Annotated in this window: 12 protein-coding genes; 7 read left to right on the plus strand and 5 right to left on the minus strand. The window is 71.1% G+C overall.

Annotated elements, in window-relative coordinates; all coding sequences use genetic code 11:
- Positions 1–8: 8 nt before the first annotated feature.
- The 3 genes from OG381_RS28545 to OG381_RS28555 form a co-directional block, all read right to left on the minus strand.
- Positions 9–1,508, minus strand: coding sequence for a protein kinase domain-containing protein (locus OG381_RS28545; protein WP_327718924.1), 1,500 nt, complete (start codon positions 1,506–1,508; stop codon positions 9–11).
- The gene (locus OG381_RS28550; RefSeq protein ID WP_327718926.1) at positions 1,505–2,251 is read right to left on the minus strand and encodes an FHA domain-containing protein; all 747 of its coding nucleotides are present in this window, start codon (positions 2,249–2,251) and stop codon (positions 1,505–1,507) included. The genes OG381_RS28545 and OG381_RS28550 overlap by 4 nt, the downstream gene beginning before the upstream one ends.
- A gap of 159 nt (positions 2,252–2,410) precedes the next feature.
- On the minus strand, positions 2,411–3,052 hold the full coding sequence (locus OG381_RS28555) for a hypothetical protein (protein WP_327718927.1): 642 nt from the start codon (positions 3,050–3,052) through the stop codon (positions 2,411–2,413).
- Positions 3,053–3,314: 262 nt separating this feature from the next.
- Here OG381_RS28555 and OG381_RS28560 point away from each other — a divergent pair, with 262 nt between their 5' ends.
- From OG381_RS28560 to OG381_RS28585, 6 genes are all read left to right on the plus strand, one after another.
- Entirely contained in the window at positions 3,315–4,169 is an 855-nt protein-coding gene (locus OG381_RS28560) for a bifunctional methylenetetrahydrofolate dehydrogenase/methenyltetrahydrofolate cyclohydrolase (RefSeq protein WP_327718929.1), read from the plus strand.
- Positions 4,159–4,653, plus strand: a complete 495-nt coding sequence (locus OG381_RS28565; RefSeq protein ID WP_443061941.1) for a DUF3017 domain-containing protein — start codon at positions 4,159–4,161, stop codon at positions 4,651–4,653. Before OG381_RS28560 ends, OG381_RS28565 begins: the two co-directional genes overlap by 11 nt.
- A 214-nt stretch (positions 4,654–4,867) precedes the next feature.
- A complete protein-coding gene (locus OG381_RS28570; protein ID WP_327718930.1) occupies positions 4,868–5,341 on the plus strand; it encodes a helix-turn-helix domain-containing protein in 474 nt (157 codons plus the stop codon).
- A 339-nt stretch (positions 5,342–5,680) separates the two neighbouring features.
- Positions 5,681–6,829, plus strand: a complete 1,149-nt coding sequence (locus OG381_RS28575) for a helix-turn-helix domain-containing protein (RefSeq protein WP_327718932.1) — start codon at positions 5,681–5,683, stop codon at positions 6,827–6,829.
- A 336-nt stretch (positions 6,830–7,165) separates the two neighbouring features.
- A complete protein-coding gene (locus OG381_RS28580) occupies positions 7,166–8,155 on the plus strand; it encodes a malate dehydrogenase (RefSeq protein ID WP_327718934.1) in 990 nt (329 codons plus the stop codon).
- 143 nt (positions 8,156–8,298) lie between these two features.
- Positions 8,299–9,273 (plus strand): hypothetical protein, encoded by a 975-nt coding sequence (locus OG381_RS28585; protein WP_327718936.1) that lies wholly within the window; start codon positions 8,299–8,301, stop codon positions 9,271–9,273.
- 5 nt (positions 9,274–9,278) lie between these two features.
- Here the strand turns inward: OG381_RS28585 and OG381_RS28590 are convergent, their stop codons facing one another.
- On the minus strand, positions 9,279–10,187 hold the full coding sequence (locus OG381_RS28590; RefSeq protein WP_327718938.1) for a bifunctional helix-turn-helix transcriptional regulator/GNAT family N-acetyltransferase: 909 nt from the start codon (positions 10,185–10,187) through the stop codon (positions 9,279–9,281).
- Positions 10,188–10,231: 44 nt separating this feature from the next.
- Entirely contained in the window at positions 10,232–10,981 is a 750-nt protein-coding gene (locus tag OG381_RS28595; protein WP_327718939.1) for a hypothetical protein, read from the minus strand.
- Between the two features lie 187 nt (positions 10,982–11,168).
- Here OG381_RS28595 and OG381_RS28600 point away from each other — a divergent pair, with 187 nt between their 5' ends.
- Positions 11,169–12,677 (plus strand): aldehyde dehydrogenase family protein, encoded by a 1,509-nt coding sequence (locus OG381_RS28600; protein WP_327718940.1) that lies wholly within the window; start codon positions 11,169–11,171, stop codon positions 12,675–12,677.
- Positions 12,678–12,689 lie beyond the last annotated feature (12 nt).

A 12,689-nucleotide genomic window follows, 5' to 3' on the forward strand; every position in this document is an offset into this window, starting at 1 on the left:
TCTCAGGGTCACTGCCCGCCGGACGGGGTGTACTCCTTGAGCCAGTGAGCGACGCGGGCGGCGTAGGCACGCTGGTTCGGGGGAACGCCGCCCGCGGCGTTCACCTTTTTGTACGAGGTCCGGTAGGAGGCCGCGAGCAGCACCCGGCGGTCACCGGGCAGCGAGGTCTTCAGACGCGGTTCGATGAAGCAGAGGTAGCGGCTCATCGCCGGGATCGACTGCGCGGGGGTCAGGGGCGGTGCGGGAGTCTCCTTCGCCGGTATGCCATCCGCCCGGATCCACCAGCGCAGGACGCTCGGGGTCCAGCGGGCGATGCCGTACTCGTTGTTGGCGGGATCCGACAGCTCCGGATCGAAGTCGCTCTCCGTCTTGAGCATCGCGGCGAGCAACGCCGGGGTGACCTCCGCCTGTTGGCAGTCATGGGCGGAGTCGACGATGAGACGACGGTAGGCCACGGGAACACCTTTGCCGGTACGCAGCTCGGCGGCGCCGTAGGACGCTGCGTCAGCGGTGTTCTTGGCGTCGGAACCGTCGTCCTGGCCCGCCCAGACGCCGAACCCCAGCGCGACGACAGCGACGGCAGCCAGCACGGCGGCGGTCGTACGACGGGAGCGGCGCCACCGCAGTCGGGGCGAGCGGTCCGCGCCCGCCGCGGCCTCCACCCGCCGTAACAGCGCCTGCGTGCCGATGCGTTCGGCGTGCGTCCGCGCCAGACACTCCCGCACGATCTCCCGCCAGGCGTCCGGCAGTTCGGGCGACAGACGCAGCTCGTCGGTGCCCCGGGCGTACGCGGCTGCCGCGTCCCGGCGGGCCGACGGGGTGCCGCCGGGCAGCGGGAAGGAACCGGTGAGCAGCAGATGGGCCAGGACGCCGAACGCCCAGACGTCGGCGGAGGGCCGGATACGGCGGCCGCGTTCACCGATCTCCGACCACAGCAGCTCCGGCGGTGTGTAGTCCGGCGTGGAGAAGGCGGGCGTGTACGCGTGCGTGCCCTCCAGCTCCGCCGCCATGTTGAAGTCGGCCAGTCGCGCCGAACCGTCCGCCATGAGCAGCACATTGGCCGGTTTCAGGTCCCCGTGCACCCACCCGGCACGGTGCAGCTGGGCCAGGCCCTCGCAGATCTGCGCGAGAAGAGGACCGGGCGCCGGGAGCCGTAGGGCGTTCAGGGAGCCTTCCGCCTTCTCCAGTACTAGGACGGTGGCGCCGTCGAGTTCGGGGCGCTCCGGGTCGTCGACGACGAGCGTCTCGTACATCCGGATCAGCCGCGGCTGCTTCAGCCGGCGGTGCAACTCGACCTCGCGGTCGACGAGTTCGCGCAGATGGGCCAGTTGGCGGGGTGTTCCGGTGCCGGTCGGCAGGAACTTCAGGGCGGCGATGCGCGGGTCGCCGTCGCCGGTGCGGCGGCCCTCGTACACGCTGCCGAAGGCGCCCGTGGCGAGGGGCTCGCGCACCTCCCAGCCACCCACCCGGTACCCCTTCGGCACCGGGACGGCGTAGGGCTCGGTCACCGGGCCACCCGGTCGGACGGCTCCGTCAGGACGACCAGGTCGTCCTCCCGTACGAGATCGAAGCGGAGCGCCAGCGAGACCAGCGACTCCTTCTTGCCGTTGAGGCGCGGGCCGCTGTCGGCCTCGTCCGGGCCGGGCTTGAGGCGCAGCTTCACGGCGAGGTAGTCGATGTTCCACTGCACCGAAGTGCGCGACGCGGCGGGCCAGTTGGGGCGCAGCCGGTCCACGACCTGGTCGACGGTGGGCAGCGGGGCGTGCGGTGCGCCGCGCAGCCGGGGTTCGCACAGGGCGGCGAGGACCGCGAAGTAGCGTTTGGAGGGGTCCAGCGAGAACGCGGCGGCCGTGGTGTCACCGTCCCGCTCGCTCTCGCCGTCCCGGTAGTCGTGGCGAGGCGCCCACACCTCGACGGGCAGCAGATCACCGGCCGCGGGCAGCACGATCCGCGAGAACTCGAAGGGGACGGGGGCGTCCAGACGCCCCGGGCCGACCTTGATGTGCTCGCCGGCGCCCTCCGGGTTCTCGACGACGTACGTCTGTTCCCGGCTGAGGTTGCTGAGGATCCAGAAGGCGCCCTGCGCGGTGATCTCACCGGCTCTGCGGGACACCCCGTCATGGGCGATCCGCAGGTCGTTCTCCCGGGCGGACCGGCCGAAGGTGAGGCGCTCGCCGGGGGCGAGCCTGATCTGGGTGCGGTTTCGCTCGTCCTCCGTGGTCGGCGGAGGTACCACGATGATGCTGTACAAGGTGCGTCTCCCCGTGCCTGACAGCTACCGCATCAGCCTAGGGCGACGCACCAGGGCCGTGTCTCCCCTCGTACGGGTGAGACACGGCCCTTGGACAGGATTGGCGCGAACTGTTCAGTCGCGAACGGGGTGTTCGCCGACGGTTCGGTCACGCACCGTTCAGTAGCGCGGGCGCGCGAACCAGGCGGTGCCGCTCGGCGTGACCGGGGCGGCCGCGATGATGCCGCCGAAGATGAGCCACAGCAGCGGGCCGATGACCGCCGAGGCGAACCCGGAGTCGAGGCCGACGAACAGGCTGACGAGACCGACGATGGCACCGAGCGCGCCGTAGATCACCGTGGTGATCCGGATGCCCTGGCCGCCCCGGCCGAACTTGACGCCCAGGGTGATGGACAGGGTCGCCAGCGCGGCGGCGAGCAGGGCGAAGACGCCGAAGACACCGGCCGCCATGTCGGCGCCGTCACTGCCCGTGCTGAACCCGAGCTCGTCGGCGCCGTCCGACACATCGCTCGCGAACGCGGCGAAGTAGAGGAAGGCCAGCGCGCCGATGATCTGCACCGCCGAGATGATGAACAGGAAGACACGGGCCGTCACCAGGAGGCCCGGCATCGACTGCGGCACCATGTTGTTGCCGCCCGGGTAGCCGGGGTACGCCGGCTGCTGCGGGTAACCGGGGTACGCCTGGTGCTGCGGCGGGATGCCGGGCGGCGGCGGGGCCTGCTGCGGGTAGCCGTAACCGGGAGCGGGCGGCGGCTGCTGGGGCGGGGGCCCGTAAGGGTTGTTCGGATCGCCGAAACTCATGGCGGTGTTCCTCCGTTTTACCGAATGTGCGGGGACGACGAGCGGCACGGTTCGGAGGAATGTTCAACAGATGCGGTTCGTCCCCCCGGTACAGCCCGCGGCACTGTGGCCACAATCGTTCTTCAGTGGCCGGTTCGTTGTCCAGCCGCAATCCACATGTGTTGTGCAAGTGCAACATCGCTGATCATGAGCGGATACGGCGGGACAGTCGCCCGGGGACCCGGATTGGAACCGGGACCCGGTCATCCGCGAGGATGGGGTCATGACCGCCCAGATTCTCGATGGCAAGGCCACCGCAGCCGCGATCAAGTCCGATCTGACCGCCCGCGTGGCGGTGCTGAAGGAGAAGGGCATCACGCCCGGCCTCGGCACGATCCTCGTCGGGACCGATCCCGGCAGCCAGAAGTACGTCGCCGGCAAGCACCGCGACTGCGCCCAGGTCGGTATCGCCTCCATCCAGCGCGAACTGCCGGAGACGGCGACGCAGGAGGAGATCGAGGCGGCGGTGCGGGAGTTGAACGAGGACCCCGCCTGCACCGGCTACATCGTCCAGCTGCCCCTCCCCAAGGGCATCGACGAGAACCGCATCCTGGAGCTGATGGACCCGGACAAGGACGCCGACGGCCTCCACCCGATGAACCTCGGCCGCCTGGTGCTCAACGAGCCGGCCCCGCTGCCCTGCACCCCCAACGGCGTCCTCACCCTGCTCCGTCAGTACGGCGTGGAGATCAAGGGCGCCGAGGTCGTGGTCGTCGGCCGCGGTGTCACCATCGGCCGCCCGATGCCGCTGCTGCTCACCCGCCGCAGCGAGAACGCGACCGTGACCCAGTGCCACACCGGCACCCGCGACCTGTCCTCGCACCTCAAGCGCGCGGACATCATCGTCGCCGCCGCCGGCTCCGCCCATCTGATCCGGCCCGAGGACGTGAAGCCGGGCGCCGCCGTTCTCGACGTCGGCGTCTCGCGCAGCGCCGAGGGCAAGATCGTGGGCGATGTCCACCCCGGCGTCGCCGAGGTGGCCGGCTGGATCTCCCCGAACCCCGGCGGTGTCGGCCCGATGACCCGGGCCCAGCTGCTCGTCAACGTGGTCGAGGCGGCGGAGCGCAGTGCAGGCTGACACGACGCCCCCGGAGGGCCAGGACGCGGCGGAAGGCGCGGACATCGAGGTGCGGGACGCGATCAGCGCCCCCGACGCCGAGGGCCGGCCGCGCCGCACCACCCGCCGTTTCCCGCTGTTCACCAAGGACACCGCACGCCCCGAGGGCGGCGGCCGGGCCGCGCCGAGTGATGCCCCCGCGCCCGCACGGCAGTGGCCGATCCTCCTCGTGCTCGGCGCGGTCGCGGTCGGTCTGCTGATGACCGCGCTCGACGTCTTCCGCTACGGCACGATGCTGATCGGCGCCGCGCTGGTGGCCGGAGCCGTGCTGCGCTGGCTGGTGCGGGACGTCGGCATGCTCGCGGTGCGCTCCCGCTTCACGGACATCGTCACCTACGGCCTGCTGGGCGCGGTGATCGTCCTGCTGTCGATGATGGCCCAGCCGAACCCCTGGCTGGAGATCCCGTTCCTGAAGGACACCCTGCACTTCACGGTCGACAGCTAGGTGCTCCCCGCGAACGACGACGGCGGCCCGTCCTCTCCCCCGAGTAAGGACGGGCCGCTGTCTGCGTCCACCTTCTTGTACGGCGAACACCCCGTTCAACGGCTGTCAGTGCGCTGTGGCACGGAAGTGACCGTTCCGCTACGGTGTCCGGTCCCTGCCACAAGGGGAACCGTTCGCCTCCCTGACGTCGTCCGACACCGTGGAGGTGAGCTGGATGGGTGCCTGGCAGTCACTGCCGGACGATCTGCCGCCGGAGGTGCGGCACTTCGTGGAGCAGCTGCGGCGGCTCAAGGACCGTACGGGCCTCAGCCTGGCCTCGCTCGGTGCGCGCACCGCGTACAGCAAGTCCTCCTGGCACCGCTATCTCAACGCCACGCAGCCGCCGCCCCGGCAGGCGGTGACCGCCCTGTGCCGGATCGTCGGTCTCGCCGACGCCGACGTGGAGCGCGTCAAGGTCCGCTGGGAACTCGCCGTCCAGGCCTGGCCCCGCACGGCGGCCGTCCCGGACCGGCCGGGGGGTGCGGAGCGGGCGCAGGAGTACGAGGACGACCCCACGCTGCCGTGGTGGGACACCCCGCCGGAAGAGAAGGCGGAGAAGCGGGACGACGGCCGGCTGCTGCGGTACGCGGGACTGCTGCTGCTCCTGCTGCTCGTCGTCGCGGTCGGCGGCATCGTGGCTTTTGGGTAAGTTTCGCGCTGAAGCGGCAAGTGTGAAAAAATGTGTGCCCTCTATGTGTCGATGTATTGACAAGTTCGCGGATGTGCGACGAAGTCGTTCAACGCCCGCGTTAGCGTGGCCAATCGGGACGGTCCGGGACGTCCCGCCGCTGGAGGACTGGACCGCGGCGTGGTGGGCGTGCAACGGTGCATGCCCACAGCCCCGACGCACCCGTGCGCCCCCACCCCGGGAACTGAGATCCTTGGCGGGCGCATCCCTGTGGGTAGCCAGAGGGGGACTCGGCAGAGGGCACCACACGCGGGGAAGCGCAGCAACAGCCAGCACGACCGGGGGGAAGAGGGGGAAGCAATGCCTCGTTGGAGGGCCTTGCCCGATGAACTGGATCCGCAGGTCAGGGAGTTCGCCAGCCAGTTGCGGCGGCTCGTGGACCGCAGCGGTCTGAGCGTCGCGGCGCTGGCCGACCGCACGGGCTACAGCAAGACGTCCTGGGAGCGTTATCTCAACGGCCGGCTGCTCGCGCCCAAGGGCGCGATCGTCGCCCTGGCCGAGGTCACCGGCACCAATCCGATCCATCTGACCACGATGTGGGAGCTCGCCGAGCGCGCCTGGAGCCGCTCCGAGATGCGCCACGACATGACCATGGAGGCCATCCGTATCTCCCAGGCGCGTGCCGCGCTCGGCGAGTTCGGGGCGCCCCCGGCGAACGCCAAGGGCAGCAAGACCGCCCGCAAGAGCACCAGCGCCACGGCGACCCCGGGGGTGGCCGGGCCCGCGGGCGTGGTCCCGTCGGTGCCGCAGCAGCCGACGTCGCCCGAGGTCCGGGACTCGACGCCGGACGTCCGGGAAGGCCCGAACTCCTGGGGGATGGCCGGATACAACGGCCCCTCGCCGTCGGGCGGACGCGCCCCGGAGAGCCCGGCCCGCCCGGTGTCGACGCCGTCCCCGAGCCCGTCGTACGGCGAGCCCCCGCAGGGCCCCCGTCCCGCCGCGCACGCCGGTGGCGGTGGCAGGCGGCGGCTGACGATGTTCCTCGCGGGCGTCGTCGGGGTGCTCGTGGTGATCGGCGCCGCGTACTTCGTCACGAACGGCGACGACAAGAAGAAGAACGAGGGCTCGGGCGCCTCGCCCTCCCCGAGTGTCACCGCCTCCGTCGACCTCCCGCCCGGCGTCGAGTGCAGCGGTGACTCCTGCACCGGCAAGGACGCGGAGAGCATGGGGTGCAGCGGGGACCTGGTGACCACCGCCCAGACCGCCACCGTCGGCACGACGGTCGTGGAGGTCCGCTACAGCAAGACCTGCGGTGCCGCGTGGGGCCGTATCACGCAGGCCGCGCAGGGCGACAAGGTCGCGGTGACGGCCGGCAAGGCCGCGCAGAGCGGCTCGATCACTACGGCCGGGGACACCATCGCGTACACGCCGATGGTCGCGGTGAAGGACGCCGGCGACGCCACCGCCTGCGTGACGCTGGCGGCGGGGAAGAAGGGGTGCACCCAGTAGGCGCCGGGTAGCCGGCGAGACCGGGAACAATTTCGGGGCCGCAGGCATGGCCGGACGAATCGTGGGCACGCGAACGGTACCCCCACGGGAGTCCGGCCACGTCGGTACCCCCATACGGCGGCCGCCTTCGTCCCCCCTCTCCCGGACGGGCGGCCGCCTCTTCTTGTCTCCGAAGCCGTTCTGTGGGGTGGGCCACAGGGACCCGGCGGTCCGGGGTCCCGGATGCGCGATAGCCTGACCGGTGGATCTCTTGATACCAAGAGATCGATCATTTGTACGTCCCATCCGGGCCCGGGGCAGTGCCGCCCCACCGCCAGCTGTCATACGGAGAACGCCATGACCCGCACTCCCGTGAACGTCACCGTCACCGGCGCGGCCGGCCAGATCGGTTACGCCCTGCTCTTCCGCATCGCCTCCGGCCAGCTGCTCGGCGCGGACGTGCCGGTCAAGCTGCGCCTCCTGGAGATCACCCCGGCGCTCAAGGCCGCCGAGGGCACGGCCATGGAGCTGGACGACTGCGCGTTCCCGCTGCTCCAGGGCATCGACATCTCGGACGACCCCAACGTCGCGTTCGACGGCGCCAACGTAGCCCTCCTGGTAGGCGCCCGCCCGCGCACCAAGGGCATGGAGCGCGGTGACCTCCTCGAGGCCAACGGCGGCATCTTCAAGCCGCAGGGCAAGGCCATCAACGACAACGCCGCGGACGACATCAAGGTCCTCGTCGTCGGCAACCCGGCCAACACCAACGCCCTGATCGCCCAGGCCGCCGCCCCGGACGTGCCGGCCGAGCGCTTCACCGCGATGACCCGCCTCGACCACAACCGCGCGCTGACCCAGCTCGCGAAGAAGACGGGCACCACGGTCGCCGACATCAAGCGCCTGACCATCTGGGGCAACCACTCCGCCACCCAGTACCCCGACATCTTCCACGCGGAGATCGCCGGCAAGAACGCCGCCGAGGTCGTCAACGACGAGCAGTGGCTGGCCGACACCTTCATCCCGACCGTCGCCAAGCGCGGCGCCGCGATCATCGAGGCCCGTGGCGCGTCCTCCGCCGCGTCGGCCGCCAACGCCGCCATCGACCACGTCCACACCTGGGTCAACGGCACCGCGGACGGCGACTGGACCTCCATGGGCATCCCGTCGGACGGCTCCTACGGCGTCCCGGAGGGTCTGATCTCCTCCTTCCCGGTCACCGCCAAGGACGGCAAGTACGAGATCGTCCAGGGCCTGGACATCAACGAGTTCTCCCGCGCCCGGATCGACGCCTCCGTCGCCGAGCTCGCGGAGGAGCGCGAGGCGGTCCGCGCCCTCGGCCTCATCTGAGCCGAACGTTGCGCGGAGGCCACCCGGCTTCTGTCACGAGCCTGCACGGGCCCTGTTCCGGTTTCTCACGGAGCGGGGCCCGCGCCCGTTTTCACCGCTACTGTCAAGAACGTTACCCGCCAAGGTGATTCGGGGGGTTCGCGATGAGCGGATGGAACGGCTACAGCTCAGGCTCGGACGAGCACGAGCCGAGCGAGGACAGCGGCCAGGCGGCCTGGGGCCCGCGGGAGCAGGGCTCCCCGCCGCCCTGGGCGTCGGCGGAGACACAGACGTCACACACACCACCGCCCTGGGCCTCGGCGGAGACACGGTCGCCGACGACCCCACCGACGTGGGCCCCGCCCCCGCCGCAGACCGGTGGAACGCGGTACCCGCCGCCCCCGGCGTATGTGCCGCCGCCGCAGCCTCCTCCTCTTTCGCCCGGTCCCAGCCGACTGCTGGTGATCCTCACCGCGATGGCCGTGCTGGGCGCGGGCATCGGCGCGGGCGCCTGGTTCCTGACCCGTGACGGCTCGACGAGCCCCGGGGCCACCCCGGGCACGAGCATCGCCGTCACTACCTCGCTCCCCGCGACCTCGCCCCCCGCGGCCACACCCGCGCAGACGATCGCCCCGCAGACCACGCCTCCGGTCTCGCCCCTGGCCTCCCCGGCGCCGACGCCCGCTCCCGGCTACCGCAACGTCGAGGACCCCGTCGGCTACACCCTCTTCGTCCCGCAGGACTGGATCCGCAGACAGAAGGAGGGCGAGAAGGCCACGGTGGTCTACTACGACGCCCCCGCCGACGGCCGTCAGCTCCAGATCTTCCGGCTCTCGGAGGACAGCCCCGCCGACTCCCTGCGCCTGGCCGAGAACGACCCCGGCTACGGCTTCGCCCGCCAGCCCGGCTACCAGGCCCTCGAACGCGACGAGGGCGCGACCTGGTCCGAGCTGACCTACCGCTACGACGACGAGGACAAGGGCGCGCGCCAGGTCGTCGACCACCGCTTCGAGGCGGCCGACGGGGAGTTCTACGCGATCCGGGCGAGCGGCCCCGAGACCACCTCCGTGGCACAGATCCGCGAACCGCTGACGGCGGCCCTGAGCTCGTTCTGCCCGACGACGGGCACGTGCCTGTAAGCGCGTCAGGGGGCGGCGGGCAGGCGTTTCTCGAACCAGTGGCTGGCATAGACGTGATCGACGTACGCCGGGATCTCCGCGTATCCGCACGCCCGGTACATTGCCTGCGCCTCGGTGAGCGTGGCATGCGTGTCGAGGCGTACGACGGTCAACCCCCGTTCCGACGCGGCCTGTTCGAGCGCCGCGAGGATACGTCGGGCGAGTCCGAGCCGCCGGGCCTCCGGGTGCACCCAGACATGGCGGACCTCCCCGACACCGGGCTCCAGGCGGCGCAGCGCCCCGCAGCCGACCGGCCGCCCCTCCTCGTGGGCGACGAAGAACGCCCCGGTGTCCCCGGAGACCTCCTCCGGTCGTACGAGGTCGGACGGGTCGAAGCCCTCCGGGAAGCGTGCGTCGATCTCGGCGGCGTAGGCGTCGAGGCAGGCGCGGGCGTCCGGGGCGTGGCCGTCGACGAGGTCGACCGTGATGGCGGCGAGGCGCAGCAGGCGGCGGGTGGTGGCCAGGGCGTCGGTCAGGTCGGCGCGCTGGTCGGTGGTGAGGCCGGACAGCAGGCCCGCCGCGAGGGCGTCGGCCCGGCGGTTCTGCTCCTTGACCTCGGTGCGGCCGGCGGGGGTCGGTTCGATCCTGCGCAGCCGGTTGTCCTCGGGGTGCACGCTGATCCGGACCATGCCCTGGGTCTCCAGGGTCTTCGCCATCCGGCTCAGATACCCGGCGTCCAGCCCGAGGCGGCTCCTGAGCTCGCGCAGGGACGCGCCCTCGCCGATCTCGAACAGCAGCCGTGCCGCGCCGAGCGGGCGGTCCTGGCCGAGGTAGTGGTCGTCGAGTGCTCCGATGCGGCGCGTGAAGTAGCGGTTGAACCGGCGGAGGGCGGCCACGTCGTCCGTCGACACGGGCTCGGGGTGTCCTGGGTCCATGGTCTTTGACTGTAGTCAAAGGTTCCGGTCGGGTCCATGGGTTCTCAGGTCTTCTGGAGTTCCTCCTGCAACTTGCCCACGTCGACCGACTCGTCCGCCGAGGGGGTCGCGGTCGGCACCGGCTTGTCGTAGTCCGTGAAGGTCAGCGTCGTGTTGGTGCCGTCACCGCGCTGGACCGCCCTGACCAGCTGGTGCGGGGAGTCCGAGGTGACGTAGAGGATCGCCTTCTTGCCGTCCTCCGTGCCCGTCAGCGGGATCACCTTCGTACTGTCGACGGTGGTCTCCTCGCCCTTCTTCAACGGCGTCCTCTCGGAACCGTCGTCGCCCTCGACGTCCTGCTGGAAGGAGGTCAGGTCGCAGGTGTCGGCCAGGCCCTTGAGCATGGCGTCCTTCGTGGAGCCGTGGATGTAGCGGTCCTCGAAGAGCTCGGCCACCGCCTCGCCCTGGCCGCCGGGCACCTGGGCCTTCCAGAAGGTCCGGTCCGGTTTCATCCACACCTCGTCGCCCTGTTTGACGAGCTCGACACTGCCGCCGCCCGAGCCCATCCGCATCGACCCCACGCAGTTGCCGTCCTGGTCGAGGCTGAGCTCCATCGACGTCGGCTGCGTTTTGCTGGTCGTCGCGCTCGCACCGCGGTCCGTCAGCCTCAGGCGGACGGACTCGGCGTCGAGGAGATTGTCCTTCGCCTGGTCGGCCAGTTGCCGGGCGGTCAGATCGTCGCCGTCGTCCGCGGCGATCAGGACCGGTGAGAGCAGCAGCGCCGCCGTCGCGCAGATCAACGCTTTCCCTGCCATGCGTCACCTCCGTGGACCATTACTCAGCGTACGATTCACCCCTATTTGTCCGCATGTTCAGTGATGCGGCGCACTTTCAGGCATCGATTGCGCATGCAATGCGAGGGCGAGGGCAGGCGGTGACGGTCCCCGTGAGTGACACCCGTGTGACTCAGGGGAACTGAACAGGAACGGAGCGACAGCGATCATGGCCGGACAGCACGCGCGACAGGCGCGGCAGACGATCCACGCGGGCGGCGAGTGGCGCGAAGCCGCCTCCGGGGCGACCCGCGACATCCTCGACCCCGCGGACGCGCAGCCGTTCACCGTCGTCGCCGAGGGTGACGAGAAGGACACCGACGTGGCCGTCGCCGCCGCACGGCAGGCCTTCGACCACGGCGACTGGCCGCGTACCCCCGTCTCCGAGCGTGCCGCGCTGCTGTACCGCGTCGCCGATCTGCTGGTTCGCGATCGCGAGCGGCTGGGTCTGCTGGAGAGCCGGGACGCGGGCAAGACGCTCGAAGAGGGCCGCGTCGACATCGACTGTGTCGCCGACGCCTTCCGCTACTTCGCCGGCCTCGTCGCCGCCGAGTCCTCCGGCCGGGTCGTCGACGCGGGCTCGCCCGACATCCACAGTGTCGTGGTGCACGAGCCGGTCGGCGTCTGCGCGCTGATCACGCCCTGGAACTACCCCCTGCTCCAGGCCAGTTGGAAGATCGCCCCCGCGCTCGCGGCCGGCAACACCTTCGTCGTCAAGCCGAGCGAGATCACCCCGCTGACGACGATCGCGCTGATCGAGCTGCTCGTCGAGGCGGGTCTCCCGGCCGGCGTCGCCAACATCGTCACCGGGCCCGGCCACTCGGTCGGCGCCCGGCTCGCCGAGCACCCCGACGTCGACCTCGTCTCCTTCACCGGCGGCCTGGCCAGCGGCGCCAAGGTGGCACAGGCCGCGGCCCCTTCGGTCAAGAAGGTCGCCCTCGAACTCGGCGGCAAGAACCCCAACGTGGTCTTCGCCGACGCCTGCGCCACCGAGGAGGGCTTCGACACCGCCGTCGACCAGGCCCTGAACGCCGCGTTCATCCACAGCGGCCAGGTCTGCTCGGCGGGCGGCCGGCTCATCATCGAGGAGTCCGTCCGCGAGCGCTTCGTCGCCGAACTCGCCCAGCGGGCCGGGCGGATCCGGCTCGGGCGCGGCACGGACGACGGGGTCGAGTGCGGGCCGCTCGTCTCCGAGCAGCAGCGCGCCAAGGTCGACGGGTATGTGGCCTCGGCGCTGGCGGAGGGCGCCGTCCTGCGGACCGGCGGAAAGCGGCCGGAGGGCCTGGGCGACGGCTACTTCTACGAGCCGACCGTCCTGGACGCCTGCCACCGCGAGATGACGGTCGTCCGCGAAGAGGTCTTCGGTCCGGTCCTCACCGTCGAGACCTTCCGCACCGAGGACGAGGCGGTCGCGCTCGCCAACGACACCGAGTACGGCCTCGCGGGCGCCGTGTGGACCAGCGACGCCGGACGCGCCCGCAGGGTCGCGGGCCGTCTGCGCCACGGCACCGTCTGGATCAACGACTTCCACCCCTACCTTCCCCAGGCGGAGTGGGGCGGCTTCGGCAAGAGCGGCACCGGCCGCGAGCTGGGCCCGGCCGGACTCGCCGAGTACCGCGAGACCAAGCACATCTACCAGAACCTCGCGCCGCGGCCCGTCCGCTGGTTCGCCGGCTGAAGCAACCGCTCA

This window comes from Streptomyces sp. NBC_00490 (assembly GCF_036013645.1).
Classification (GTDB): Bacteria; Actinomycetota; Actinomycetes; order Streptomycetales; family Streptomycetaceae; genus Streptomyces; species Streptomyces canus_F.

Bases quoted from the DNA above. Each gene is read 5' to 3' on its own strand.
- OG381_RS28555 (WP_327718927.1), bottom strand. From the start codon at position 3,052: ATGAGTTTCGGCGATCCGAACAACCCTTACGGGCCCCCGCCCCAGCAG.
- OG381_RS28560 (WP_327718929.1), top strand. From the start codon at position 3,315: ATGACCGCCCAGATTCTCGATGGCAAGGCCACCGCAGCCGCGATCAAG.
- OG381_RS28570 (WP_327718930.1), top strand. From the start codon at position 4,868: ATGGGTGCCTGGCAGTCACTGCCGGACGATCTGCCGCCGGAGGTGCGG.
- OG381_RS28575 (WP_327718932.1), top strand. From the start codon at position 5,681: ATGCCTCGTTGGAGGGCCTTGCCCGATGAACTGGATCCGCAGGTCAGG.
- OG381_RS28580 (WP_327718934.1), top strand. From the start codon at position 7,166: ATGACCCGCACTCCCGTGAACGTCACCGTCACCGGCGCGGCCGGCCAG.
- OG381_RS28585 (WP_327718936.1), top strand. From the start codon at position 8,299: ATGAGCGGATGGAACGGCTACAGCTCAGGCTCGGACGAGCACGAGCCG.
- OG381_RS28590 (WP_327718938.1), bottom strand. From the start codon at position 10,187: ATGGACCCAGGACACCCCGAGCCCGTGTCGACGGACGACGTGGCCGCC.
- OG381_RS28595 (WP_327718939.1), bottom strand. From the start codon at position 10,981: ATGGCAGGGAAAGCGTTGATCTGCGCGACGGCGGCGCTGCTGCTCTCA.
- OG381_RS28600 (WP_327718940.1), top strand. From the start codon at position 11,169: ATGGCCGGACAGCACGCGCGACAGGCGCGGCAGACGATCCACGCGGGC.